Annotated in this window: 18 protein-coding genes; 4 read left to right on the forward strand and 14 right to left on the reverse strand. The window is 38.1% G+C overall.

From position 1 onward, the window contains the following. Positions 1-6 precede the first annotated feature (6 nt). Together WC623_RS01965 and WC623_RS01970 are read left to right on the forward strand one after the other, a co-directional pair. Positions 7-831, forward strand: a complete 825-nt coding sequence (locus tag WC623_RS01965; protein ID WP_372847829.1) for a protein-glutamate O-methyltransferase CheR — start codon at positions 7-9, stop codon at positions 829-831. A gap of 29 nt (positions 832-860) precedes the next feature. Further along, a complete protein-coding gene (locus WC623_RS01970; RefSeq protein WP_372847830.1) occupies positions 861-2,450 on the forward strand; it encodes a response regulator in 1,590 nt (529 codons plus the stop codon). On the opposite strand, the gene pth is transcribed toward WC623_RS01970, so the two are convergent. From pth to WC623_RS01985, 3 genes are all read right to left on the reverse strand, one after another. Further along, positions 2,440-3,000 carry an aminoacyl-tRNA hydrolase gene (pth, locus tag WC623_RS01975; protein WP_349784308.1) on the reverse strand — a complete coding sequence of 187 codons (561 nt, stop codon included), beginning with the start codon at positions 2,998-3,000 and terminating at the stop codon, positions 2,440-2,442. The genes WC623_RS01970 and pth overlap by 11 nt on opposite strands. Positions 3,001-3,102: 102 nt before the next feature. Continuing rightward, on the reverse strand, positions 3,103-3,681 hold the full coding sequence (locus WC623_RS01980; RefSeq protein WP_372847831.1) for a 50S ribosomal protein L25/general stress protein Ctc: 579 nt from the start codon (positions 3,679-3,681) through the stop codon (positions 3,103-3,105). A 27-nt stretch (positions 3,682-3,708) separates the two neighbouring features. Then, positions 3,709-4,650, reverse strand: a complete 942-nt coding sequence (locus WC623_RS01985) for a ribose-phosphate pyrophosphokinase (protein WP_372847832.1) — start codon at positions 4,648-4,650, stop codon at positions 3,709-3,711. Positions 4,651-5,259: 609 nt separating this feature from the next. Between WC623_RS01985 and WC623_RS01990 the strand changes: the two genes are divergently transcribed. Together WC623_RS01990 and WC623_RS01995 are read left to right on the forward strand one after the other, a co-directional pair. Beyond that, positions 5,260-8,286 carry a DUF2723 domain-containing protein gene (locus WC623_RS01990; protein ID WP_372847833.1) on the forward strand — a complete coding sequence of 1,009 codons (3,027 nt, stop codon included), beginning with the start codon at positions 5,260-5,262 and terminating at the stop codon, positions 8,284-8,286. Between the two features lie 333 nt (positions 8,287-8,619). Then, complete coding sequence (locus WC623_RS01995) at positions 8,620-10,608, forward strand: calcineurin-like phosphoesterase C-terminal domain-containing protein (protein ID WP_372847834.1); 1,989 nt, start codon at positions 8,620-8,622, stop codon at positions 10,606-10,608. A 100-nt stretch (positions 10,609-10,708) separates the two neighbouring features. Here the strand turns inward: WC623_RS01995 and WC623_RS02000 are convergent, their stop codons facing one another. The 11 genes from WC623_RS02000 to WC623_RS02050 all read right to left on the reverse strand — a co-directional run bounded on the left by WC623_RS02000 (position 10,709) and on the right by WC623_RS02050 (position 25,962). Further along, the gene (locus WC623_RS02000) at positions 10,709-11,671 is read right to left on the reverse strand and encodes an acetyl-CoA carboxylase carboxyltransferase subunit alpha (protein ID WP_372847835.1); all 963 of its coding nucleotides are present in this window, start codon (positions 11,669-11,671) and stop codon (positions 10,709-10,711) included. Positions 11,672-11,718: 47 nt separating this feature from the next. Continuing rightward, positions 11,719-13,641, reverse strand: a complete 1,923-nt coding sequence (locus tag WC623_RS02005) for an alpha-amylase family glycosyl hydrolase (protein WP_372847836.1) — start codon at positions 13,639-13,641, stop codon at positions 11,719-11,721. Between the two features lie 17 nt (positions 13,642-13,658). Beyond that, on the reverse strand, positions 13,659-15,032 hold the full coding sequence (locus WC623_RS02010; protein WP_372847837.1) for an MFS transporter: 1,374 nt from the start codon (positions 15,030-15,032) through the stop codon (positions 13,659-13,661). A gap of 9 nt (positions 15,033-15,041) precedes the next feature. Continuing rightward, on the reverse strand, positions 15,042-16,790 hold the full coding sequence (locus WC623_RS02015) for an alpha-amylase family protein (protein WP_372847838.1): 1,749 nt from the start codon (positions 16,788-16,790) through the stop codon (positions 15,042-15,044). Further along, a complete protein-coding gene (locus WC623_RS02020; protein ID WP_372847839.1) occupies positions 16,787-19,102 on the reverse strand; it encodes a glycoside hydrolase family 65 protein in 2,316 nt (771 codons plus the stop codon). The genes WC623_RS02015 and WC623_RS02020 overlap by 4 nt, the downstream gene beginning before the upstream one ends. A 46-nt stretch (positions 19,103-19,148) precedes the next feature. Further along, positions 19,149-19,832, reverse strand: a complete 684-nt coding sequence (gene pgmB, locus WC623_RS02025) for a beta-phosphoglucomutase (RefSeq protein WP_372847840.1) — start codon at positions 19,830-19,832, stop codon at positions 19,149-19,151. Further along, positions 19,833-21,698 (reverse strand): glycoside hydrolase family 13 protein, encoded by a 1,866-nt coding sequence (locus WC623_RS02030; RefSeq protein ID WP_372847841.1) that lies wholly within the window; start codon positions 21,696-21,698, stop codon positions 19,833-19,835. Positions 21,699-21,799: 101 nt separating this feature from the next. Then, complete coding sequence (locus WC623_RS02035; RefSeq protein ID WP_372847842.1) at positions 21,800-23,263, reverse strand: SusF/SusE family outer membrane protein; 1,464 nt, start codon at positions 23,261-23,263, stop codon at positions 21,800-21,802. 10 nt (positions 23,264-23,273) lie between these two features. Then, positions 23,274-24,050: a hypothetical protein gene (locus WC623_RS02040; RefSeq protein WP_372847843.1), complete on the reverse strand. Its 777-nt coding sequence runs from the start codon at positions 24,048-24,050 to the stop codon at positions 23,274-23,276. Positions 24,051-24,057: 7 nt separating this feature from the next. Further along, positions 24,058-24,555 (reverse strand): DUF5004 domain-containing protein, encoded by a 498-nt coding sequence (locus WC623_RS02045; protein WP_372847844.1) that lies wholly within the window; start codon positions 24,553-24,555, stop codon positions 24,058-24,060. Between the two features lie 24 nt (positions 24,556-24,579). Next, positions 24,580-25,962: a RagB/SusD family nutrient uptake outer membrane protein gene (locus tag WC623_RS02050; RefSeq protein WP_372847845.1), complete on the reverse strand. Its 1,383-nt coding sequence runs from the start codon at positions 25,960-25,962 to the stop codon at positions 24,580-24,582. Positions 25,963-25,976: the final 14 nt, after the last annotated feature.

The following is a 25,976-nucleotide window of genomic DNA, read 5'->3' on the forward strand; positions in this document are numbered from 1 at the left end:
GAAACTATGCATAAAGAACACGAAACCATATCTTACGAAGAGCTGGATAGTCTTGTAGCTTTTATCAAGAATGTCCATGGCTTTGATTTTGCTGATTATTCGGCAGCCTCATTAAAACGAAGAGTCAGTAGAATAATGGAGTTACAAAAGCTCAGTCTTTTCGATCTCCGTACTTTATTGACCAATGATGAAGCATACTTTGAATTATTTCTAATTGAAGTTACAGTAAATGTAACTGAGATGTTTAGAGACCCTTCTTTTTATAAATCTGTAGCAACCAATATCATTCCATATCTGAAATCTTATCAGCGCATAAAAGTATGGAATGCAGGCTGCTCTACCGGTGAAGAACTTTACTCATTCGCAATATTATTTTCTGAGGAGAATTTATACGAAAGGTGTTTTTTTTATGGAACTGATATCAATACAGATGTATTGGAACATGCTAGAAATGGAATTTACAACTTACAGAAAATGAAACAATACTCTGAAAACTTTCAGAGAACTGGAACAACAAATACTTTATCTAATTATTATACTGCAAAATATGATGCAGCATCTATTAATCATTCACTAAAAAAAAATATTCTTTTTTCTATTCACAATTTGGCATCTGATTCCGTTTTTAATGAATTCCAGGTTATCTCCTGTCGTAATGTCCTTATTTACTTTAACACTGATCTACAAAAAAGGGTGATTGAACTGTTCTATAACAGCCTAGCCAATTTTGGCTTTTTGTGTCTGGGTTCTAAAGAAACATTGAGAAGTACCGAACTGGGCCGTTTTAAGATCATAGATAAGAAAAATAACATTTACCAAAAAATTGCCTAGCAATAAAAATCTCCCTAAGAATTCAAAAAATGGAAAAAATAAATATATTAATCGTTGATGATATCCCTGAAAATATCATCGCACTTGAGGCTTTACTACAAAGAGACGACATTAATATTATAACGACTACAAACCCTAACGAAGCCTTAAGAATATCTTGGGAAATGGATATTGCAATTGCAATGATTGATGTTCAGATGCCAGAAATGGATGGCTTTGAACTTGTAGAAATCCTAAAAAGTAACCCAAGGACCAAAGAAATACTAATCATATTTGTTACTGCTATTTCTAAAGAAACTAAATATGCAGTTAAGGGATTAAATACAGGGGCTGTCGACTACCTTTACAAGCCGCTTGACCCTTATATAACATCAGCAAAAGTTGATTCTTTTATACAATTTGTAAGACACAAACGTGAAATCCAAAAAAAGAACCAGGAGCTTGAAGCTTATCAGAAAGAATTAATTAAAGCCAAAGATCTAGCCGAACAAGGTAAACGAATAAAAGAGAACTTTCTTGCCAATATGAGTCACGAAATCCGCACTCCTATTAATGGCATCATTGGCATTTCACAACTTTTAAAGAAGAGTAATCTTACGGATCAACAACATGAGATGGTTAATCTGCTAGAAATATCATCCAACTCATTACTTGGTGTAATCAATGATGTGCTTGATTTATCAAAAATAGAGTCTGGCAAGTTTAAAATTAACCGTACACCTACTGATCTTTCCAGGATATGTAATGATGTGATCGACCTTCTACGTATCTCTTCTATTGAAAAGAAACTGGATCTAATCATAAAACTTGATTCTGATCTGCCCAACACGGTAATTGCAGACTCTCTTCGTCTAAATCAGGTACTGATGAACCTTATAGGAAATGCTATTAAGTTTACCCACAAGGGTAGTGTAACCTTAAAAGTGGAAGTACTAGATACAAAAGGAAACAATGTACAGATTAGGTTTTCTGTTATTGATACAGGAATTGGAATAGCCAAAGAGAATATTGATAAAATTTTCGAGACATTTGAACAAGCAGATGAACAAACCACCATTAAATTTGGCGGAACAGGTTTAGGACTCGCCATTGTAAAAAATCTTGCTAAACTTAAAGGAGGAACACTAGAGGTACAAAGTGAAGAGTTCATAGGCAGTACATTTTCTTTCACCAATTGGTATGAAATCGTTAAAGAAACAAAAGCAACTAAAAAGATGAACGAAGAACAACTTCTCCCATTTAATAATGCCAAAGTACTCGTTGCAGAAGATAATCCTGTTAATAAGTTCCTTATTGAAAAAATACTTAAAAGCTGGAACGTAAATTTTGATATAGTTGAGAATGGGAAAGAGGCAATAGAAAAACTCCGGGAAAACGACTATAATCTTATTTTAATGGATACATTTATGCCTATTATGAATGGCCTAGAGGCAATTAAATTGATAAGAGAGGGCTATGCAATTGGGAAGGAAAAAATACCTATTATCACATTTTCCGCCGCTGTAATGGAAACGGATAAAGAAACTGCAATAGCTGCGGGTGCTAATGATGTAATCAGCAAGCCATTTGAGGCAGCTGTTCTTCACAAAAAAATAAAGGAGTATGTAATTACTGATTAAAAGCAGTCATTGTTTTAGCAGGACCAATTGTAACAAAGCTTTTGATTAGTTCTACACTTTTATCAATCAATGCGGGTAATTCGGGCCACTCATCTTTATCAAAAGGAGAAAGAACATAGTCGGCCTGTTGTCCCCTGCCAAAGTTATCGCTGATACCGAAACGAAGTCGTGGGTAACCTTGTCCGCCACAAAGGCCTTCAATACTTTTTAGTCCATTGTGCCCGGCACTACTCCCCTGTAATTTCAAACGTAATTTACCCAGAGGTAATGCCAGATCATCCACTATTACCAACACATTTTCTATTGGAATACGCAGCTCTTGCATATAATAATTTACAGACTTTCCACTTAAGTTCATATAAGTAGTAGGCTTGATCACATGAATCTTACGTCCCTTAAAGCCAACTTCCGCATAATAAGCCAGACGGGTATTGGTAAACTTACCCTCCAGCTGATTTACCAGTTCATCCGCTATCATAAAGCCAATATTATGGCGTGTATATGCATATTCCGGACCTATATTTCCTAAACCAACAACTAAATACTTCATTTTTTCAAATATAATAGTAAAATATAAATCGTTATTACAACAAGTACATAAAAAAAGCAGTACCGATTTGGTACTGCTTTTTATTTAGCCTGCTATACAGAATTATTTTTTACCTGCTGCTTGCTCTGCTTGTTTTAAAGCTCTTGACATACCAACTGAAACTACTGTATCTTCACCAGTATTAGTAATTAAATAATCACCTTTTCCAAGATCACGTACACGGATAGAGTTACCTACTTCCATCTTAGCGATACTTACTTCAATTGTTTGAGGCATGTTTGTAGGTAATGCTTTAACACGAAGCTTACGTAATTTCTGAACTAATTTACCCCCCATTTTAACACCTGGAGAAGTTCCAGTTAATTTAACAGGAATTTCCATTACAATTTCCTTATCATCAAATAACTGAAGAAAATCTACGTGTAATAGCACGTCTGTTAATGGGTGAAATTGTAAGTCTTTAATGATAGCTTTAGTTTTAGCACCATTGATTTCAATTTCTACAAAGTTCGCTTCAGGAGTGTAAATTGCGTCCTTTAAATCAGTGATTAATACAGCAAAGTGAATTTGCTCTTTACCACCATACAATACTGCAGGAGCCTTACCTTCGTAACGAAGCTCTTTAGCATCGCGTTTCCCTACGTTCTCTCTTGGAGAACCGCTAATTGCGATTGTTTTCATTTTATATATATCTATTTGTTAAAATTATTAAACGTTAAACAGGTCACTGATAGAGCCATGTTCATTTACATTAGCTATAGCCTTTGCAAACAATGGAGCTGTACTTAACACCCTTATTTTAGGACTTTCTTGTTTCAACGGAATCGTATCGGTAACGATCAATTCTGTTAACATTGAATTTTCAACAGTTTCATATGCCTTTCCAGATAATACTGGGTGTGTACAAACTGCTCTTACACTGTTGGCCCCATTTTCCATGATTAAAGCAGCAGCTTTAGCAAGGGTACCAGCAGTATCGCAGATATCATCAATCAATACTACATCCTGTCCTACTACATCACCTATAATAGACATTGATTCTATTTCATTTGCACGTTTACGTCTCTTATCACAAATAACTACCTCTGCATTAAAGAATTTGGCAAAGGTACGAGCGCGATAAGAACCACCCATATCAGGTGATGCAATGATTAAATTATCCAGTCCCAAACTTTTAATATAAGGAACAAAGATGATCGATCCGTCCAGATGGTCCACAGGGATATCAAAAAATCCTTGAATCTGTGCTGCGTGCAAATCCATGGTCATGATTCTGTGAATACCCGCCGATCTTAATAAGTTGGCAACCAATTTTGCTCCTATTGCAACTCTTGGCTTATCCTTCCTGTCCTGTCTAGCCAATCCATAGTAAGGAACTACTGCAGTAATATAATGTGCTGAAGCTCTTTTAGCCGCATCAACCATTAATAATAATTCCATTAAATTGTCAGAAGGCTGATAAGTAGACTGGATGATAAAAACATCACAACCTCGTACCGTTTCGTTATAAGAAGGCTGAAACTCCCCGTCGCTAAACTTATTTAAAGTTACATCACCAAGTGGTCTGCCGTAATGTTCGGCAATTTTTGTTGCTAATTCTTTAGTACCTGTTCCGGCGAAAAGTTTAACTGGGTTAAATTGCAAAGGCATGATTAAAGGGGATCAATGCTGGTTAAATAAAAATCGGATTGTGAAACAAACCACAATCCGAATAATGTTTTGTTGTCCGACCTGGATTCGAACCAAGACAAACGGTACCAAAAACCGTTGTACTACCCTTATACTATCGGACAATCTTTCCTTTTTAAAACTCCTTTCGAGAAAGGGTTGCTTTGAAATGGAATGCAAATGTAAGCAGTTTTTTCTTTAATGCAAGGGCTGAAGCATTTTTTTTTGAAATAATTTCGAACAAATTTAATCACTATAAAATAACTCCCTATAAATGAATGAATTGTTTTCTACATTATTTAAAAAAATATTTTCTCCATTATGAATCCAAAATAACGCGAAGCAAAATTAAGAACTAAAGAATGAATTAAGGATTGCTTTATCGTTGGCTTATATCAAATTAAAGAAAGAATAAAGCAGTTAGCAATTTATTATATTAGGCAAAACCATTCCGATCTATGCTTTCAGGGCTATTCTTAATGATAAAAAATGTTAAACTCATTGTTACATTGCACTAGTATCAATCTATTTCTTTATTTTCGGCTGCATTTTATTCGCCTAATGGCGCATATTTAACTATTCAATAAAGAAATGAATTATTCGAAAATTAATAATCTTACAGGTTGGCTTTGCTTTTTAATTGCCGCCGTAACTTACATCTTAACATTAGAACCCTCTGTAAGTTTTTGGGATTGTGGTGAATTTATCGCCTCTGCTTTAAAAATGCAGGTTGTACACCAACCTGGTGCACCATTATTTTTAATGATTCAGCGCTTCTTTTCTCTATTCGCTTTTGGTGACGCAGAGAAAGTTGCTTACTTCATGAATGTTGGATCTGCAATGGCAAGTGCTGCAACGATATTATTCCTCTTCTGGACAATAACTGCTTTAGCTAAAAAAGTTCTGATTAAAGAAAATGAAGAAATATCGAAAGGCAACCTAATCTCAATAATGGGAGCTGGTGCTGTTGGTGCTCTAGCCTATACTTTCTCAGATAGTTTCTGGTTCTCAGCTGTAGAATCTGAAGTGTATGCATTATCCTCTTTATTTACCGCTATCGTTTTCTGGGGAATCCTTAAATGGGAAGCAAAAGCCAATGAGACAGGTGCAGATAAATGGTTACTTTTCATAGCTTATATTATGGGCTTATCAATAGGCATTCACTTATTGAACCTACTAACCATCCCAGCAATTGCTTTTGTTTATTATTTCAAGAAAACAGAAAAGCCAACTACTGCAGGCATGATTAAAACAGGTATTATCGGTATCCTTATACTTGCGGTTATACAATATGGTATTATACAATACCTGGTATCATTTGGCGCATATTTCGACCTGTTCTTTGTAAATACATTAGGAATGAGCTTTGGCTCTGGAGTAATCGTATTTGCAATACTGGTAATTGCTGGCTTAGTTTATGGGATCCGCTATTCTATCAAACACCAGAAAAGAGTTTTAAACCTGGCTTTACTTTCAACGGTACTGATCATATTCGGTTATTGTTCATTTGCTATGATTATAATCCGTGCAAAAGCCGACCCGAACCTTAACAACAGTGACCCTGATAACGCATTCTCATTCCTTAGTTATTTAAACAGGGAGCAGTATGGAGACAGACCTTTGTTGTTTGGCCCTAACTACAATTCGCAAAAAGTTAACCTTACACAAGGAAAAACACTATATAGAAAAGGTGATGATAAATATGAAGTAGCTGGTAAAAAGACTGACTATGAGTATGACAAAACTACGCCTTTCCCAAGAATGTATAGTGATGATGGTCGACATGTTGGCTATTATAAAGACATGATGGGCTTTGATGACAATCATTTCCCTGGTCTTTTTGACAACATTAGTTTCCTATTTAAATACCAGATTGGTCAAATGTACATGCGTTACTTCATGTGGAATTTTGCAGGTCGTCAAAATGACGATCAGGGTCAGGGAAGTTTGTATGAAGGTCAATGGTTAAGTGGTATCAAACCAATTGATGCTATTATGCTTGGTGATCAGACTAACCTTCCTCCATCTATTGTAGACAGCAATTCCTACAATCGTTTCTTCTTCCTTCCCCTTATTCTTGGGTTAATGGGTGCGATCTGGCAATTTAGTCGCAGCCAAAGAGATGCCGGAACGGTTGCTTTATTATTTTTCTTTACAGGTTTAGCCATTGTGCTTTACCTAAACCAGAAACCACTGGAACCACGGGAAAGAGATTATGCTTATGTTGGCTCATTCTATGCCTTTGCCATTTGGATAGGCCTCTCCGTATTAGCTATTCGAGAATGGGTATTCAAAAAACTTACCCCAGCAAACGGAGCTATATTAGCTACAGCAACAGGTCTATTAGCAGCTCCTGTACTTATGGCTGCTCAAGGATGGGATGATCACGACAGATCAACCAAAATGGTAGCCCATGATATTGCGGTCGACTACCTGCAATCCTGTGCACCAAACGCCATTCTCTTTACTTATGGTGATAACGATACCTATCCATTATGGTATGCACAAGAAGTTGAGAATATCAGACCTGATATCAAACTTGTTAACTTAAGTTTATTTGATACCGATTGGTATATCAACGGATTAAAACGAGTTACTAATGAATCTGCGGCATTACCAATTTCAATGAAACCCTCGCAATACGTTCAAGGTGTCAGAGACGTAATGTATTACCAGGATTATAAAATTGCAGGTTCAGTAGAATTAAGCAATATCCTTGCTATACTTTTATCTGAAGATCCTGAAGATAAACTTCCATTACAAGACGGCAGCAGAGAGAATTTTATTCCTACAAAGAATTTTAAGCTGACGGTAAATAAAGCTGACGTGATTAAAAATGGTGTAGTAAATGCTGCAGATTCAAGTAAAATTGCACCTGCACTAGAATGGAGCTTTAATAAAAATTATGTAACCAAAGGTACTTTGGCATTCTTTGACATCCTGGTACATAACAACTGGGAAAGACCAATTTATTTTGCCAGTACAGTTCCGTCAGACCAATACAATGGCCTTGACAATTATTTATATAATGAAGGACTTGCTTTACGTTTACTTCCTTTAAAGGCTGATACATCAGCTCAAAAAGCAGAACTGATCAACACGCCTGTTCTTTACAAAAATGTAATGGATAAGTTTGTATGGGGTAATGTTAAGAATGCAAAATATCTTGACCCTCAATCTGCTGATGATATTTCTATTTTCACTAACATTTTTAACAACACAATTTCTGGGCTAATCAGAGAAAACAGAGTAGAAGATGCTAAAAAAGTTGTGAACCGCTATTTCGAGGTAATGCCTGATAAATTCTATGGTATGCGTTCTATGATGGGTACATATTTTATGGCAGAAAACCTTTACTTACTTGGTGATACCAAAAGAGCAAATACTTTAATAGAAAAATCTGCTGCTTATATCCAAAAAGAATTGACATATCTTGCTGATGTCTCTGCTAGTAAACGTAAGTTTGTTGGCGGACAAAATGTTCAGTTGGGCTTATCATTCCTGCACCAAATGTCTAAAACAGCTGAACAGAACCAGCAAACAAAACTTAGCCAAAGTCTGACAAGTCAATTTGAAGGTTTAGAATCAAGATTCTCGGCTTACTTCTCACAACAGTAAGATATATAAGGTAAATTATTTTACGCTGATAAACTAACACCATGTGGCGTTAGTTTATCAGCGTTTTTTTTTGCCTTACTCTATCGCTCCTGTTTTGGCTAGACTTAAAATAGACAAGACCTTCCTTGAACTAAACGAAGAAACGAAAGTTCATTACAGAATAATAATTAAAAAACAAAACAATAGAAAACTTCTTTTTGTTTCATTTTAATTATTTTTTATTATTTTCACTTTCAATTTATCATTTGCAAAATCCATAACTATTCGTTTAACTGTTTAACTGGATTTTCGCTACTCAAAACCAAAAACCAATCATTAATAAACGAATTAAGTATGGAAAAAATAAAATATCACCCCTTCACAAAAGCGGCCTTTATCCTTCTATTTTTTTCAATCCTCGCAGTAGGATGTTCAAAAAGTAAAGTAGGACCAGATCAGCCGGAACCGGAACCTCCAATATCTGGGATTAAAATAATAGAAATAGCAGTCCCAACATCTATAACGACTGATTATAAAACAGAAATAAAGATCTCAGGAAAAGGTTTTGTACAAGGTGATGAAATCATGTTAACTTCAACAAAAGATTTATCTCTGATTTACAATTCAACAGTAAAACAGGTATTGGCAGATGGCATTACTTTCATTATTCCTAATGATTTTCCGGAAGGAAGTTACAAACTCACTTTAAAACGCAAAGACGACTATCTTTACCTGGCAAGCACTACTATTGATATTATCTTTAATGTAAATATTCCAGATAAAACAGGAATGACGATTAAAGGTGTAATCCATGCACAAGGTATTGGACTTGCAAATGTTGTCGTTTCTGATGGAGTGGAAGTTACTAAAACTGATAGTGACGGCATATATTATCTTCCTTCTAAAAAAGAAAACCATTATGTTTTTGTTTCTATTCCTGGAAATTATGAAGTAGATAATAACGGAAGTGCACCATTGTTTTATAAGACATTAACTAAAGCTGCAAACCAGGTTGAGATAAAAGACTTTAAACTAACACCCGTGGATAACAATAAACATGTTGTTCTGGCAATGGCTGACCTTCACCTTGCGAATAGAAATGATGACATTTCTCAGTTTGAAAAGGGATTTATGCCTGATGTAAACAGCGTAATACAGACTTACAAAAACAGTGGAATTAAAATCTATGGTTTAACACTAGGGGATTTAACATGGGACCTATACTGGTATTCAAATAGTTACTTCCTATCTGATTACCTAACACAAATGAATAAGATAAATGCACCTGTATTTAATGTCATTGGCAATCATGATAATGACCCTTATGTAGCGGGTGATTTGCTGTCTGAAGGTGCTTACCGAAAAATTATTGGCCCAACTTATTACTCCTTCAATTTAGGTAAAATACATTATGTTGTCTTAGACAATGTTGAATACATAAATGCAGATGGTATGTTTGAAAAAGAAGGAGCAAGAGACTACAAAGGCAAGATCATTAGTAGTCAGATGGAATGGTTAAAGAAAGATCTGGCAATGATTGAAGATAAATCTACTCCTATTATTGTAGGAATGCACATCCAATTAAACAACAACCCAACCTTAAGTGCCGGAAAACCAGTTTCCACTCTAAGACTGGATAACTCCGCTGAATTTAAAGCAGCTTTTACCGAATTTTCTAATGTGAACGTATTAACAGGACATACTCATATTAACTACGCTGTAGACAATGCTACTGGTACATTCATGGAACATAATACTGCAGCTGTATGTGCCACTTGGTGGTGGACTGGTAAAAATGGCTATGCAGGTAACCACATTGCCAAGGATGGTAGCCCGGGTGGCTATGCAATCTGGGAGTTCAACAATAAAGATGTAAAGTGGCAGTACAAAGGAATTGGGGAAAGCAGAGATTACCAATTCAGGGCTTATGATTTAAACAAAACCCATATCACAGCCGCTGCATTTGCTCCGGCATCAACAGATACAAAATTGAGTCTTTACACTAGAGGATATGGGACAGCAAATAACAATAATGAAATATTGATAAACGTTTGGGGCTACGATGAGAAATGGAAAGTTGAGGTAACAGAGAATGGAACTCCTTTAACTGTTACCAGAGTTTCTGCTTATGATCCATTACATATTATATCCTACGAAGCTAAACGTGTAAATGCAGATGCAGTGCCAACGGATGATTTCGTTTCAACAGCAACAGCACATATTTTTAAAGCTAAGGCCAGTAATGCAACCAATACCTTACAAATTAAAGTTACCGATAGATTCGGAAAAGTTTATACAGAAAATATGATAAGACCAAAGGCATTAACATACTTAATGAAATAGGTAATCATAAATACATACTAATAAAACTAAACAGCCTGTATCATTCATCATGATACAGGCTGTTTTATTTAGATACGACCAGAATAGGCAGATAACTCTTTTATTCGTTAACGACTCCCATTGCACAGAATTTTTCAATTCTGGCAGAAATCATTTTTTCTGTCTTTTCTTTTTTAAGCACTTTAAGATCTGCAATAATCTGAGCTTTTACAGTCTGCGCAATTAGTTCAGGATTTTGGTGTGCCCCTCCTAGTGGTTCCTTAATGATACCATCGATAAGTTTATTCTTAAACATATCATCAGAAGTTAGCTTTAAACACTCTGCAGCACGCTCCTTATAATCCCAGCTACGCCATAAGATTGATGAGCAGGACTCAGGAGAGATCACAGAATACCAGGTGTGTTCCAACATATATACTTTATCACCAATACCAATTCCCAATGCTCCACCCGAAGCGCCTTCACCTACTACAAAGCAAATGATAGGAACTTTTAATACCGACATTTCAAGTAAATTACGTGCAATGGCTTCACCTTGTCCACGCTCTTCAGCCTCTAGACCAGGGTAAGCACCCATAGTATCAATAAAAGAGATAACAGGCTTATTGAACTTCTCAGCCAAACGCATCAAACGTAAAGCCTTACGGTAACCTTCCGGATTAGCCATACCAAAATTACGGTATTGTCTTTCTTTTGTGTTTTTACCTTTCTGATGTCCAATAATCATTACCGTTTCGCCATTAATTGTTGCAAAACCTCCAATAATAGCCTTATCATCCTTAACCGTTCTATCACCATGCATCTCGATGAAATCATCACAGATCATACTGATATAATCCAGCGTCTGTGGCCTTTCAGCATGACGGGACATTTGAACTTTTTGCCAACCTGTTAGGTTGTTATATAATGTTTGCTGTGTAGCGTCTAGTTTTCCTTCAAGCTCTGTTAAGGTAGCAGACATATCTACTTTGGTTTTTTCCGCAACTTGCTTAACCTTTTCTATTTGTTGTTCTAATTCAACAATAGGCTTTTCAAAATCGAATGATGTTTTTATCTGTTCCATAATCGGGCTGTAAAAATAGACATTTTATTTTAAAAACGTTATTTATTTCAACCACCGTTAAGTGGTGCGCTACTGTACACATGGTACTCGCCCGCAGCAAGCATTTTGTTATAAATCGAAGTACCTAGCGTGATTGTTCCTCCACTAAGTACATCATACCATAATCCTGATGTACCAAAATCAATACTAACATTCTTGTTATTTACATCAAAATTACCGACTACCATCACAGTATTGGAACCTTCAACCAACTTCACATACTTAATATCACCAGATAAATTATAACTCGCATTTGTAGCATTAAAAATAGCATTCTTCTTTTTCAATCCTATTAGCTTTGCATAAGTATCATATAAAGCCTTACGCTCAGATTGTTGAAAATACTCCCAATGGATAGGTTTATTACCCGTCCGTCCGTTATAATTTATACTGATATCATATCCAAGTTCTTCAAACTGCCAGATCATTTTTGGTCCAGGAACAGCAAATAGAAAAGCCGCTGCCATTTCTTCTCGCTTTAAAGCTGTAGTCAGATTTTTCACACTATAAGAAGTTGTCACATTTCCATAATTCAAGTTTTTATACATGGTACGTTCTTCATCATGACTTTCAATAAAATTGATCAGGTTTTCTGATCTGGCGAAACCATGACGGGCAGAAAAAGCCCATGAGAAATCAGAGTTGCTAACCCAGCCCATAGTTGCCTCGTTCATATTTACATTCAGACCATTCCAAAGCATCATACCTGCATCAGCTAATATTTTCTCTTCCGCAGCATCAGCAAAATGTTCCAATATCACGTAAAAATTATTAGCATCAATACTTTTAATATGATTATTGTAATCATTCCAGATTGCGACCCTGCTTGCGTCATAAGCACTAAAAGAGGCGTCATCTGTTGATACCTTTTGTGTAAAACCTTTCGATAAATCGAAGCGAAAACCATCAATTTTATACTCTTGCATCCAAAACTTCATAACATTTTTAGCAAATATTTTTGTAGCAGTACTTTCATGATTAAAGTCGTAGCCCACATTATATGGATGAGTATCAGACCGGGTATTAAACCATGGACTAATGGCAAGAGGCTTACCCGAAGGTTGATCAAAATAAAGCTGAACCATGGGCGACTGCCCAAATGAATGGTTCAAAACCATATCCAAAATCACAGCAATCCCTTTACCATGACATTCATCAATAAAATTTTGTAGTGCTGCTTTTGTACCATAATACTTATCCGGCGCAAAGTAAAAAGAAGGATTATAACCCCAACTTAAATTTCCTTCAAACTCATTTACTGGCATAAGCTCAATAGCATTGATGCCCAATCCTACTAGATAATCGAGCTTCTGCAAGGTTGATGCATAATTATGCTCTGCTGTAAAATCTCTAATTAACAACTCATAAATGACAAGATTATTCTTTGCAGGCCTTGTAAAACCTGCTGTATTTTTCCAGGTATAGGCAGGTTGGTTGGCTTGCATTACACTCACAATACCAGTGGTTTTACCTTTCGGATACGCCTTTAAAGAAGGGTAAGTAGTGTTATCAATATGAATATCATTTGATTCATCGAGTATCTTTTCACAATAAGGATCCGCCACCTTCAAGCTTTCATCAACCAAAAACTGGTAAGCATATTCCGTATTGGGATTCAGGTTATCTATCTGTACCCACCAGACGTTTCCATCCGCAGTATTTCTCATTGGCAAGGCTTTCCAATCATTAAACTCACCAATTAGTGCTATCGTTTTCTTGTATGGGGCATACAGGGTAACAATAGCTGATGTACCATTATTGATAAATACAACACCATCCTTTGCTGCTGCTGGCAGAACCGGGTCGGGTGTAACCGGAGGATTAGGAGTAACCGGAACAACTGGTCTTGTTGGCTCTGGCGTAACCTTTCCTTTTTTGCATGCGGTGGCCAATACTGATAAAATCAGTAGCACCAGATAAAATCTTTTCATTAGTTTATGGTTTAATTTTATTGATCTCTTCCTTCAATAGCCAATTTATCCGCTAAATTCTTATCCGTCTTTCGCGGCTCTCTGATAAAAACGTAACAAATAATTGCAGCAATAATCATTAAGCCTCCCCCCATCTGTACGGCTAAAAGCCTGTCGTTATGTAGCGCTTCGCGCATTAGCCAGCCAAAGCCCAGTGAAGCAATAATTTCGGGCAACACAATAAAGAAATTAAATATGCCCATGTAAATGCCAATTTTATCCTTTGGCAAGGAACCACTCAACATGGCATAAGGCATAGATAAAATACTAGCCCATGCTATGCCTACCCCTGTCATACATAAATAAAGCATGTTCTTATCTTGTACCCAGGCTACACTGATTAGGCCGAAAGCACCACACAATAAACACAATGCATGTGTAGTTTTACGACCTAATTTGTCGGCAATTTTAGGCAATACCAATGCAAACAAAAAGGTTACTACACTGTAGTAGGCCAGCGTTAAACTACCAAAATCAGCTCCGTGAGCATACACCGGATCACTGGCATCTTTGCCGCCAAATACATTTACAGCAACAGCAGTAGTATAATAAAACCACATTAAGAACAAGCCCGGCCAGGTAAAAAACTGCACCAACGAAATAATCTGCATCCTTTTCGGCATATTCAATAGCGAGTGCCAGATTTCTCTTGCGCCGGCACCGAAACCTTTATTGCTTTCCAGGACCTTCTCTTTAAAGTCGACATCTGAGGGTGGATATTCTTTGGTAGTAAAAACCGTATACAATACCGCAGCCAGGAAAAAGAAGGCCCCTATATAGAAAGAGAATTTCACGTTTTCAGGGATATTGCCCTGACTGGCCGTATTGCTCAGATGAAAAACGTTGTTCATTAACCAGGGTAGTGCCGACGCGATACTTCCGCCAAGCCCAATCATCATACTTTGCATGATAAAGCCTCTGTTGACTTGAGAATCAGGTAATTTATCGGTCACGAAAGCTCTGAAAGGCTCCATCGCCACATTCCCTGCAACATCCAAAATCCATAGCAAACCTGCAGCCATCCACAACGCACTGCTATGTGGCATAAAAATAAGCGCAATGGAACTCACAATAGCGCCAATCATAAAATAAGGTCTTCGTCTACCCCATTTTGGGTGCCATGTGCGATCGCTCATATAGCCAATTATTGGCTGAACAAGCAAACCAGTTAAGGGAGCAGCTAAAAACAATAATGGAACCTGATCCGGATTTGCACCCAGATTTTCATATATGCGGCCCATATTGGCACGCTGTAAATCCCAACCAAACTGAATGCCGAAAAAGCCGACGCTCATATTAATGATTTGGACTAAACTTAGCTTTGGGTTTTCGGTTAATGTTTTTAAGCTCATCTATTTGGTTTAAAATTCTATAATCTGTGCAGAAACAGGTAACACACTTACAGGAATAGTAATTCCAGCAGGGATGTTTAATTTTCTATCGGTTAGCAAATCAGTAACGGGTACCGAAGCTTTAATTTTTAAGACTTCTTCCGGGAGTGCTATATTCGCTTCTAACGTTTGGTTACGATCGAAATTCACAATAATCAACAAACGCTGCTTTGCGGTATACCGAATATAGCCGTACATCTTGTTGTTCATGTTACCAGAAACAGGTATTTCATAAATCTGACCACGTTTAATGGCATCAGACACAGAAACAATCCCCATTAGTTTTTTATAGTAATTACGTAACTCTTGTTGTTCCTTATTTAATAGAGCACCATCAAACGCGCCATTGTTCATCCATTTTTGATGTTCCGGAACACCCCAATAATCGAAAATACTGGTACGGTTATCATCACCACCAAAGCCCTCCACTCCTTTACCTGGCTCCCCGACCTCCTGGCCAAAGTACAACATTACAGGTCCGGCAGACAAGGTTGCTGAAACCACCATCGCTGGCAGTGCATATAAAGGATTACCTGCAAATCCAGCTGAAGCAATTCGCTCTTCATCGTGATTTTCCAGGAAGCGCAGCATACGGTCGCCAAAGCCAGCAGTTTCTACCTGCCAAACTCTTGCGATTTCTTTAACATCCGCCTTGTGTTCATCTCTGATAAGTCTTTTAAGCCCGTCATATAAACCTACTTTATCATACAAATAATCGAAACGACCTTTATTTAAATAGGTGGCATAGACAGCGGCATTATAAGCTTCGCCGATGAATAGCATGGATGGATATTTAGCTTTTACCTCGGGGATCACCCATTCCCAGAATTCAACAGGCACCATTTCTGCCATGTCGCAGCGAAAGCCATCAACACCTTTTGCAGCCCAATAGAGAAGAATATCCCGCATTTTTAACCATACCGATGGTTTAGGATCAAAATACTGCTTCTCTCCATTAAGATAATCTACCCCATAGTTTAGCTTTACCGTTTCATACCAGTCATTTTGCGAAGGTGCTTTAGAGAATACATTATTACCTGTCGCCTTAGCCGGCATTTCATCAAATTTCAAATCTTTTAAATCGTACAGTGGATCGTTCTTATCCAGTTCTCCCGGTACTACAAAATGCTCTCCCGGAATATAATAGTAGTCGTTGGTTACGCTAAAGGCTTTTGTGGTATTGTCTTTGATTCCAAAGTCTTCCACACCTTTTGGTTTCATACGAGAATGATAATGGCGCGCTACGTGATTAGGAACAAAATCAATGATCACTTTCATACCCATTTTATGCGTACGGCCGACTAAAGCCTCAAACTCATTCATCCTTCCCTTTACATCCACTGCCAGATCAGGATCGACATCATAATAATCCCTGATGGCATAAGGCGAACCTGCCCTACCTTTAACCACATCGGCATCATCAGCTTTTATGCCAAAGGCGCTATAATCGGTCATACTTGCATGGGCAATCACCCCGGTATACCAGACGTGGGTAACGCCCAGTTCCTTAATACTTTCCAATGCTTTCACATTGATATCATTAAACTTACCACTTCCATTCTGTTCAATGGTGCCATAAGTAACGTTTGCTGTTTGTTTGTTCCCGAACAACCTCGGCAACAACTGGTAAATTACCGGTTTATTTTGCGCCTGGCCAATAGCCGGATCTGCAATAATCGTCAGTAAAATCAAAATAAGGATTCTTAGGTGCGCTGTCATACCAATAGTTCGTTGTAATTAATCGCCTTTTCTCCATTAGGAAATGTATAAGGCTGATTAAATATACTGATCTCCAATACCTGATCTGCATTATTTACAATTCTGATTTGGGATGCAGTAATATGTACGTTTAACTGAATACCTCTAAAACCAATGTTAAAGGAGAATGACTTCCAGGCTTTTGGTAAAAAAGGTTTAAAACTTAGTTGTCCGTTACGCACACGCATCCCCGCAAATCCTTCTACAATACTCATCCATGTGCCGGCCATTGAAGTAATGTGTAGGCCATCTTCCGTGTCGTTATTGTAATCATCCAGATCTAAACGTGCCGTACGCAGGTAAAATTCATAAGCTTTTTCTTCATCACTTAATTTAGCGGCCAAAATACTGTGAACACATGGTGATAAAGAGCTTTCATGGACAGTCCTTCTTTCGTAGAAGTTGTAATTCCTTTTTAAGGTTTCCTGATCAAATTCATCTTCGAAGAAATACATTCCCTGTAAAACATCAGCTTGTTTGATATAGCAGGAACGTAATATCCTGTCCCAGCTCCATTTCTGGTTCAAAGGGCGCTCGCTGGCTGGCAAATCTTTAACCAGGATTTGTTCTTTATCCATAAAACCATCCTGTTGAAGAAATACCTGCTCTTTTTCATCGTAAGGATAATACATCTGATCCGCCACAGCAGTCCAGTCTTTAAACTCCTGATCTTCATTAAGCTTTGTTTTTTCTACGATTGCTTTATATTTTTCAGGATGCTGTGCTTTAACAATATTCGCAGCTTCCATAGTATACCTTAAACACCATGCGGCAAGCTTGTTGGTATACCAATTGTTATTGATGTTATTTTCATATTCGTTGGGACCTGTAACCCCAAGCATTACATACTTTTGTTTATCTACACTCCAGTTTACGCGCTGTTTCCAGAAACGTGCGATACCTATCAATACCTCCAGACCATATTGCGCCAGGTAATTTTCTTTACCTGTATACCTTATGTAATTTAAAATAGCAAAAGCTATAGCCCCGTTTCTATGGATCTCTTCAAAAGTAATCTCCCATTCGTTATGACACTCCTCGCCATTCATCGTTACCATGGGGTATAAGGCAGCACCTTTATTAAAGCCTAGCTTTTCAGCATTTTCAATCGCTTTATCCAACTGTTTATAACGATAAACCAGCAGGTTTTCGGCTACCTCCTGTGGGGCAGTAGATAAATAAAACGGAATGCAATACGCTTCTGTATCCCAATAGGTAGAGCCTCCATATTTTTCGCCGGTAAAACCTTTAGGCCCGATATTCAAACGGGCATCTTTACCGGTATAAGTTTGATTGAGCTGGAAAATATTGAACCTAATGGCTTGCTGGGCTTTAACATCTCCCTCAATCACCATGTCACTTTCTTCCCATTTTGCAGCCCAGGCAGCGATTTGTGCTTTAAGCAATTGATCAAAACCTTTTGCGACTGCGTTTGCCATTTTTGTTTTGGCAACTGCAAGTAGTTCTTCCTTATTATAATTTTGTGAAGAAAGGTTTGCTGCAATTTTATAGATATCAACAGTACGGTCTTGTTTCAGGTATACTGCGACAGTTTGTCCAAGATATTTTTCTTTAGAGACAGGTTTTAACGTTTGCTTTTGGCCATTATTAATGATGGCTGTATGGCTTGCTGTGCATACGTCGAATTCTGTCTTTTTGGTTCGTAACACCAGATAATCCGTATCATTTACCTGCTCTTGTTTTACTTCATTCCAGAATTTCTCATCATAATTAGCATCCTGATTTTTCACGTCACCGTCAACATATGAAGTAATCAAAATACTTCCTTCAAAGTTAACAGCAGTAATCTTATAATGTAAAGCTGCCAGTTCATCTTCGGCTATGCTACAGAAACGTAACGCTTCGACCTGAATAATTTTACCACTTCTTAGTTCAGCGGTGAAAGTACGGCTCAACGTACCTTGCTGCATATTGAGTACCCTTTTGAAGTCTGTTACGTTAGCGGTAAAAAGATCCAGTACTTCGCCTTCAATAGTGATGTCGATACCAATCCAGTTGGCAGCATTTAATACTTTGGCAAAATACTCCGGGTAGCCATTTTTCCACCATCCTACACGGGTTTTATCTGGATAGTATACTCCAGCTACGTAATTACCCTGCAGGGTTTCTCCAGAATATGCTTCTTCAAAATTAGCACGCTGGCCCATACGTCCATTGCCAATACTGAACAAACTTTCTGATACTTTATTTAAATGAGGATCAAAACCTTCCTCAATAATATTCCACTCGTCTGCTTTTATGTAATTCTTCATCTTTATACTGCTCTGGTACACTTACCGGCTAACCGGTTGGCATACATTATCCTTTTTCTATTTCCTGACTTTTCAAAGCCGAGAGTTCGGCAATTGTTATTTCTGAGAGGTCTTTTATCACCAGCTTTGCACCTGGTAAATTTTCGGGTTCACCAATGCCTACCACATGCATTCCGGCTGCTATAGCTGCTTGCACGCCTGCCAGTGCATCTTCAAACACTATGCAGTCTTTATTAGCTGCACCAAGTAGCTCTGCGGCTTTCAAAAATACTTCCGGATCAGGCTTGGAGGTGGTCACCGCGTTCCCATCTACGATAGCATCAAAAAAATGAGTGAGGCCTGTCCGTTCTAATATCAGTGAAGAGTTTTTGCTCGCTGAGCCCAGTGCTATTTTAATACCCCAGGCTTTCAAATCCTGCAACAACTCTAAAGAACCTGGTAATACTTCGTCAGTAGTCATTTTACTAATCATGGCTACATACCAAGAATTTTTAAGCGAGGCAAGTTCTTCTCTTTCCGCTTCGTTCTTTTCTATGCCTCCCCAATTCAGGATCATATCCAGTGAACGCATGCGATTTACCCCTTTCAGCTGTTCATTTTGCGCATGTGTAAAGTCAAAACCCAGTGAATTTGCCAGTTGTTTCCATGCCTGGTAATGGTATACGGCAGTATCCACCAGGACACCATCAAGGTCAAATATGCAGGCCATATGTTCTGTTATATTACTCATTTAATTCAGTTCAAGTACCAATGTTGTTTTTGCGGGCACTGCGATTGTTTTAAGTGTATTTAATTTTTCGCCATTGATGATATTGGTTGCAGAAGATGCATTTCCAATACATTCCGCAAACCTGGAAGTCTCAAGGCTTTTTGCAGTCTCTTCTGCATTTACGATGACCATTACAGTTTTGCCGGCATCACTTGCTGTAGCACCTTCCGGCTGATACCTGAAGTAAGTATATACTCCATTTTCAGGAACAAACTGCATCATTTTACCCGTTTGTAAGGCCGAATTATTTTTACGGTAATTAGCCAGTGTTCTTACAAAATTGAAGGCTTCATTTTCTTTTTCTGTACGTCCGGCAGCTGTAAACTTATCTGTTTTATCGGTTGCCCATCCGCCGGGAAAATCTGAACGTACCAATCCATCTGGGTTAGAATAATTCTTCATCAGGATCTCTGTTCCATAGTACAATTGTGGGATGCCCCTCATGGTTAACAACAAAGCCATACCTGATTTATACTTATCGATGTCTTCATTTACCATGGAATAGAATCGGCTCATATCATGGTTATCCATAAAAATGACGTTACGCTCTGCATCCTGATAAAGAAAATCTTGTGCTACTGTAGAGTATAGTCTGAAAACGCCATCTGTCCAGCCCGACTTACCATTCAATGCCTCGTAAATGGCATTTTTAAGGACGGCATCTGTTATGCCCGGCAGTTCCGTATCAAAACCACGGTTTACGGTATTGCCACCGGTAAAAAACGCTTGTGCCGCAGCCGTATGTACCAGCGTTTCTCCGAAAACGGATAATGTCGGAAACTCTGCTTTTATCTTTTGTGCCCAGTCTTTCATGTAATCAGGATCGTTGTACGGATAGGTGTCTAGTCTTAATCCGTCAATACCCGCATACTCTACCCACCAGATGTGGTTTTGAGTGATATAATTTTGCACATATGGGTTCCGTTGGTTAAAATCAGGCATGCTAGGTACAAACCAACCGTCCAGCATTTTCTTTTTATCCGCGATAGAGGTATATGGATCCATCACAGGTTCATCACGATAACTTGTTTGGGTATAAGCGGGCCATTGATTTACCCAGTCTTTCATTGGCATATCATTATAAAACCAATGTCCTGTCCCCATATGGTTGTGCACTATATCTTTAACAATTTTCAATCCTTTCTGGTGAGCTTTGTCTACATAGCTTTTGTATAGCTCCAATGTACCATAGCGTGGATCTATTTTGTAATGATCGGTTGCCGCATAGCCATGATAAGAAACCAAAGGCATATCGTTTTCTATTTCCGGAGTCATCCAAATCGCGGTTACCCCAAGGTCTTTCAGGTAATCTAATTTATTGATCAGTCCCTGAATATCCCCACCGTGACGGTAATACATGGAATCACGGTTCAATTTAGTTTCACGCATTCCTTTTACTACATCATTCTTAAGGTCTCCATTGGCAAAGCGATCAGGCATCAGCAAATAGATCAGATCTTTATTACTTACTCCTTGTATCCTTAATGGATTAGTTTCCTTATTTTTAAGTTCATAACTATATTGCAGTTTTCTTTTCCCTGCCTGCAAGAATTCAATTGGGAATTTCCCTGCTTTGGCATCCGCAGCAACTTCAAGATCAAGGAAAAGGTAGTTTGGATTTTCAACCTTATTTACCTTTACCAGCTTAACGCCTGGATAATTTAAGTTGACATCAAGCTTGGAAATGTCTGTTCCGTGTACCAGTAACTGTAGTTTAGGATTGTTCATCCCTACCCACCAAAACATGGGTTCTACACGTTCCAGTTTCTGGGCATTTACCAGGCCGCTTAAAAGAGTAAAAAATAATGCGATAAATAGTTTTCTCATGTTAAATGGGTTAGGCGCTTTTACTTAAAGAATGTCCAAGCAGCATCAGGAAAGCAATACCGACAAGGAATATTCCAGGTCGGCATTACTTAGTTAATCTGTTATTTGTTATAGAAAATATAGTCTCCAGTCAAATCGTTGAACTGTATTTTGTAAGTACCCGGCTTCACATTGATATTCTTACCGTCCCTTACAGCCTTGCCGTATTTGCCATTTACATTAGCTTCTACAGGCCCCCAGTTCACATCCCATCCAGTGTCAATTCTAAATTTCATTTCAGTATTTGCTGTGATAGTTTGCGTAATTGTCCAGATGTGTGGATTAAAGGAAGTCTTACTCATAGCAGTAATGTTCGCCCAGTCATTAAATCCTCCTATGATCCCAATAGAATTATAGCTTGTTGCGCCTGAGGCATCATATGGAGTGATGGAGAAAGTCAGCGCATTGATATCGATTTTCACCGTATAGTAACCTGCTGTAGCAACATTATATGTTCCAGGATCAGGATCAGATCCTTTGGCTTTCAGCTTAACACCGTTACTACCGTCGTTGCCATACTGTGTTTCCCAACTGCCAACAACCGTAATGAATTTAAAGTCTCCTGCATTTAAATAACCTGTATAAACGTATTTACCTCTGTTCGTTTCATCGCGATACATATGGGTTGGATTACCGTTGTCCCAGCCAAATTCAGACGCATTACCTACCATAAACAGGCTTACATCCCTAAGTACAGAAACATCATTGGCATAATCAGAGAACTTTTTAAATGTACCAGAAGTAGCCTCAACACTCCATTTTAAGGTAGCAACAGCCGACTGATCTGCTAAACCAGCAGTGGTCAATGCTGCATCAAAATCTTTATAAGATACATTCAGGTTAGAGTCCAACCCGTTATTATTTGAAGTAAGCTCAAATAATGGCGTTTCAAAGCTACCATCAGGTTTGATGAATTTAACTTTGTACGTGACATTTGCACCAGCTTTTCCGGCAAAAGATTTTTGCCATTTAAAATTAAGTGTTTGCTCTGTTAATATGGGATTGATGGTGATTACATCAGCACTTGAAACGGGACCGTACAATATAAAATTGGATACGCCATCACCAAACCTGGTTACAGAAATGTTAAAAGTATCGCCATTCACTTTTACTGTGCCATTATCAGCAACAATGCGCCATATTAACTCTGCTTTAGCACCGTCTGCTATTCCTTTTGCTTTCAATGCATCGTCCAGTTGTTTCTGGGTTAAAGTAAGTGTATTGGCCTTGCCACCATTATCTGATGGAAATTCTATGATCGGCTGATCTATCGAGCCAGTCTTTAATGCAGCTACCCATTTATAAGTGGGGGCTGTGCTTACACCTGGTTTTGCGGCTGTCCAGGTAATGTCAATTGTTTTACCCGGTGTTGCTGAGTTAAGCACCAACATGGTATTGTTGGCAGGTGCCGTTGCGGTAAAAGTCCCCAATGCCTCTCCTTTTGATGCATCATCATAAGTTGCCTTTTTACATCCAAATGCAATTGTTACAAATGCAAGAAGCGTATATAATATTTTGTATTTCATCGCCTTAAGATTAATTGAATACCGTATAAACTACTTCTGTTACCGGACCGCTGGTTGTTATATCAAGTCCATTCGCATCTTTTACCGTACCTGTAAACTGGTAACTGAACTTGCCCAGTTTAATTCCAGCCGGAATGGTAACTACCCGATCAGGAATAAAAGAGTAAGAAAAAAGAATAGCTGACTCTTTTACCGTTGCAATACCTTGTTTCGAGCCAACCGGATCACCTGCTTCATTATAGAAACTTAAGTTCACCTTTATATTCGTCATTCTTTGCAAGTTAATATCGGTAGCCAGGCTCTGGTGAAAATAAACAGTAGCCATATCCGTATAATCCAGCTTTGCAGGGAATATCCTGAACTGCGAAGCGGTAAACACTAAAGGGTCAAACTTAAACGGTTTATAATCCGGTGTTTGCTTCGAGCCATCTTTAGATTTCCCCAGGAAACCGAAGTTAATCAGCTCAGCCGGACTTTGTCCGAAAAGTGTAGTCCCTGTAAATTTAAAGGTGAATATGTTGGTTGCAGTTTTAGTCATCTTGGCGTCTTCAGAAGAACTACCCCACTGTCCGTTAGTACTTGCATCTTTTCCTCCCCCAATACCATCGTTAGAAAATGCCCACACATATACGTCGTTAGCACCCTCCAATGGAGTACCAGTAACATCTAAGGTAATCGTCACCTCGTCCTCAGCAGTAAAAGTCGCCGGGCTAAAAGTAACCTTTCCTTGTCCTGATGCCCACATTGCACCAAAACAGCATACCACTAATAATAATATCTTTTTCATAACCGCTCTACTTTTTGGTGAATTCATACTGGTAAGAAAGGATAACCTTTCCGTTCAATTTCTTATCTCTTTTGATGATCAGTTTTCCCGCTTTTAGGCTTACATAAGAACCTATGCTCAAGCTGTTGGTTAATGTTCCATTTGTTAAAGAAATGGAAGTCGGGGCTTTTACGTCATCTACAGTCCAATTGCCTGATGTTAAATCGGCTATTTTAGGTGCATTACCAGAAGTAATGGTAAATGTAGACGGATTACCTTGTGCATCGCCTAAAAAAGAGAGGGCTAAATCGGTATACGGATATACTGAGGTAATGTCCAGTTGTTTGTAAGGGAAGCCCTTTGTACTGGCATCCTGATCAATTTGAGTTACTTTGGTTAAGCCCCAGTTTCCCTGGATTGATTTGACAATATTTTGTGGCTCCCCAATTGGTGCAAACTCTTCAGGCTTGCAGCTCCATATCGAGAGGATACAGATGGCGAATAGGATATATTGAATACGTTTCATACGTTTATCTCTTAAAGTTTAGAATTAAAAACAGTTGCCTTCCGGATTGCGTTGGAAAGTCAGGTTTGTAGCCATTTCTTCCTGAGGGAATTGTAAAAGGAAACCCGGGCAGTTCCAAACTGATCCACGTTTGTCTACATTCTCCCCGCTTCGTGCGCCAATACGTTTGATTTCAGAAAGCCTAACTCCTTCCCCGATAAATTCAAGGTTACGTTCAAGTCTTGAATTGGTAATGATAAAAGCAGGTGTAGAAATTGCCGGGATACTTTTTGTACCAGCATAGGCTCTGTTCATGATATCATTAACATCTTTAACTGCAACATCAAGGTTGGCATTGTTTTCAGCAGCAGATTCCGCCCTGATCAGCTTAAGTTCCGTCAAATAGACAACCGGAATATTAAATCTGTCTTTATTATATTTTGTAAGTGGATAAAATGCAGGGTATTTAACAGCATCTAAAAAAGTCTTTCTTACATCATTTGGCGTATTCAGCAAATCATAAGTTGCTTTTGTGAATCTAATATTAGGTAATACAAAATCCGAACGCATATTATCCCTTAAATGCCCACCAGCCTCAAACACACCTCTAGTTGAAATGATCTGGAAAACAGCTTCTTTAGACATTCCTTCCGAAAATCGTGTAGTATAAGTGGGATCCAATATAAACTTATTGGTAGTAATGACTTCGTTAGCATAATTATATGCATTTTGAAAGTCATTCATTTGGAAATATACTTTAGCCAACAAGCCCTTTGCTGCCCATTTTGTTGCAAATCCCGTATTCTCACCTGTTAATTTTGACTCTGCCGATTTCAAATCGCTAATGATCTGGTCATAAACTTCCTTTACAGTAGCTCTATTCTTAGACTCGGTAGACGTAGCTATACGTAAAGGAATACCTAGTTGAGAATTGTCAGTTGTGGCGCGATAAGGTTGGGCAAACAACTTTACGATTTCAAAATGAAGTATAGCGCGAATAAATAATGCTTGTCCTTCAATATCATTTCTATTTGCAGGATTGGCTTTATCCAAAAACTTAAGCACAACATTTGAACGATAAATACCTTGATACAACTCTTTGTACATGTCCTTCTTGTAATCCCCAAAAATGGAAGATTTTCGTTGAAAGGTCTCACCAAAATCCCCACTTTGCTGACTACCATCAAGTTGGTCAGCAAGCAATTCACTCATTACTTTTATCCTCCCACCAAATGCAAAATCGCCACCCACACTTTGATATCCAGCGATAAGTACAGTTCTCAATCCTGCTTCATCGGCTATCGCTTCCTCTTCAGGTATCTGCGATGCTGGAGGTGAATCAAGAAATTTTTTACATCCTGTCCCTGTACCAGCTAATACAGCCAGAACAGCCACGACTTTTATAATATTTTTATAGTTGATTTTCATCTTCGTTTTATTAT

Source organism: Pedobacter sp. (assembly GCF_041645105.1).
Lineage (GTDB): Bacteria > Bacteroidota > Bacteroidia > Sphingobacteriales > Sphingobacteriaceae > Pedobacter.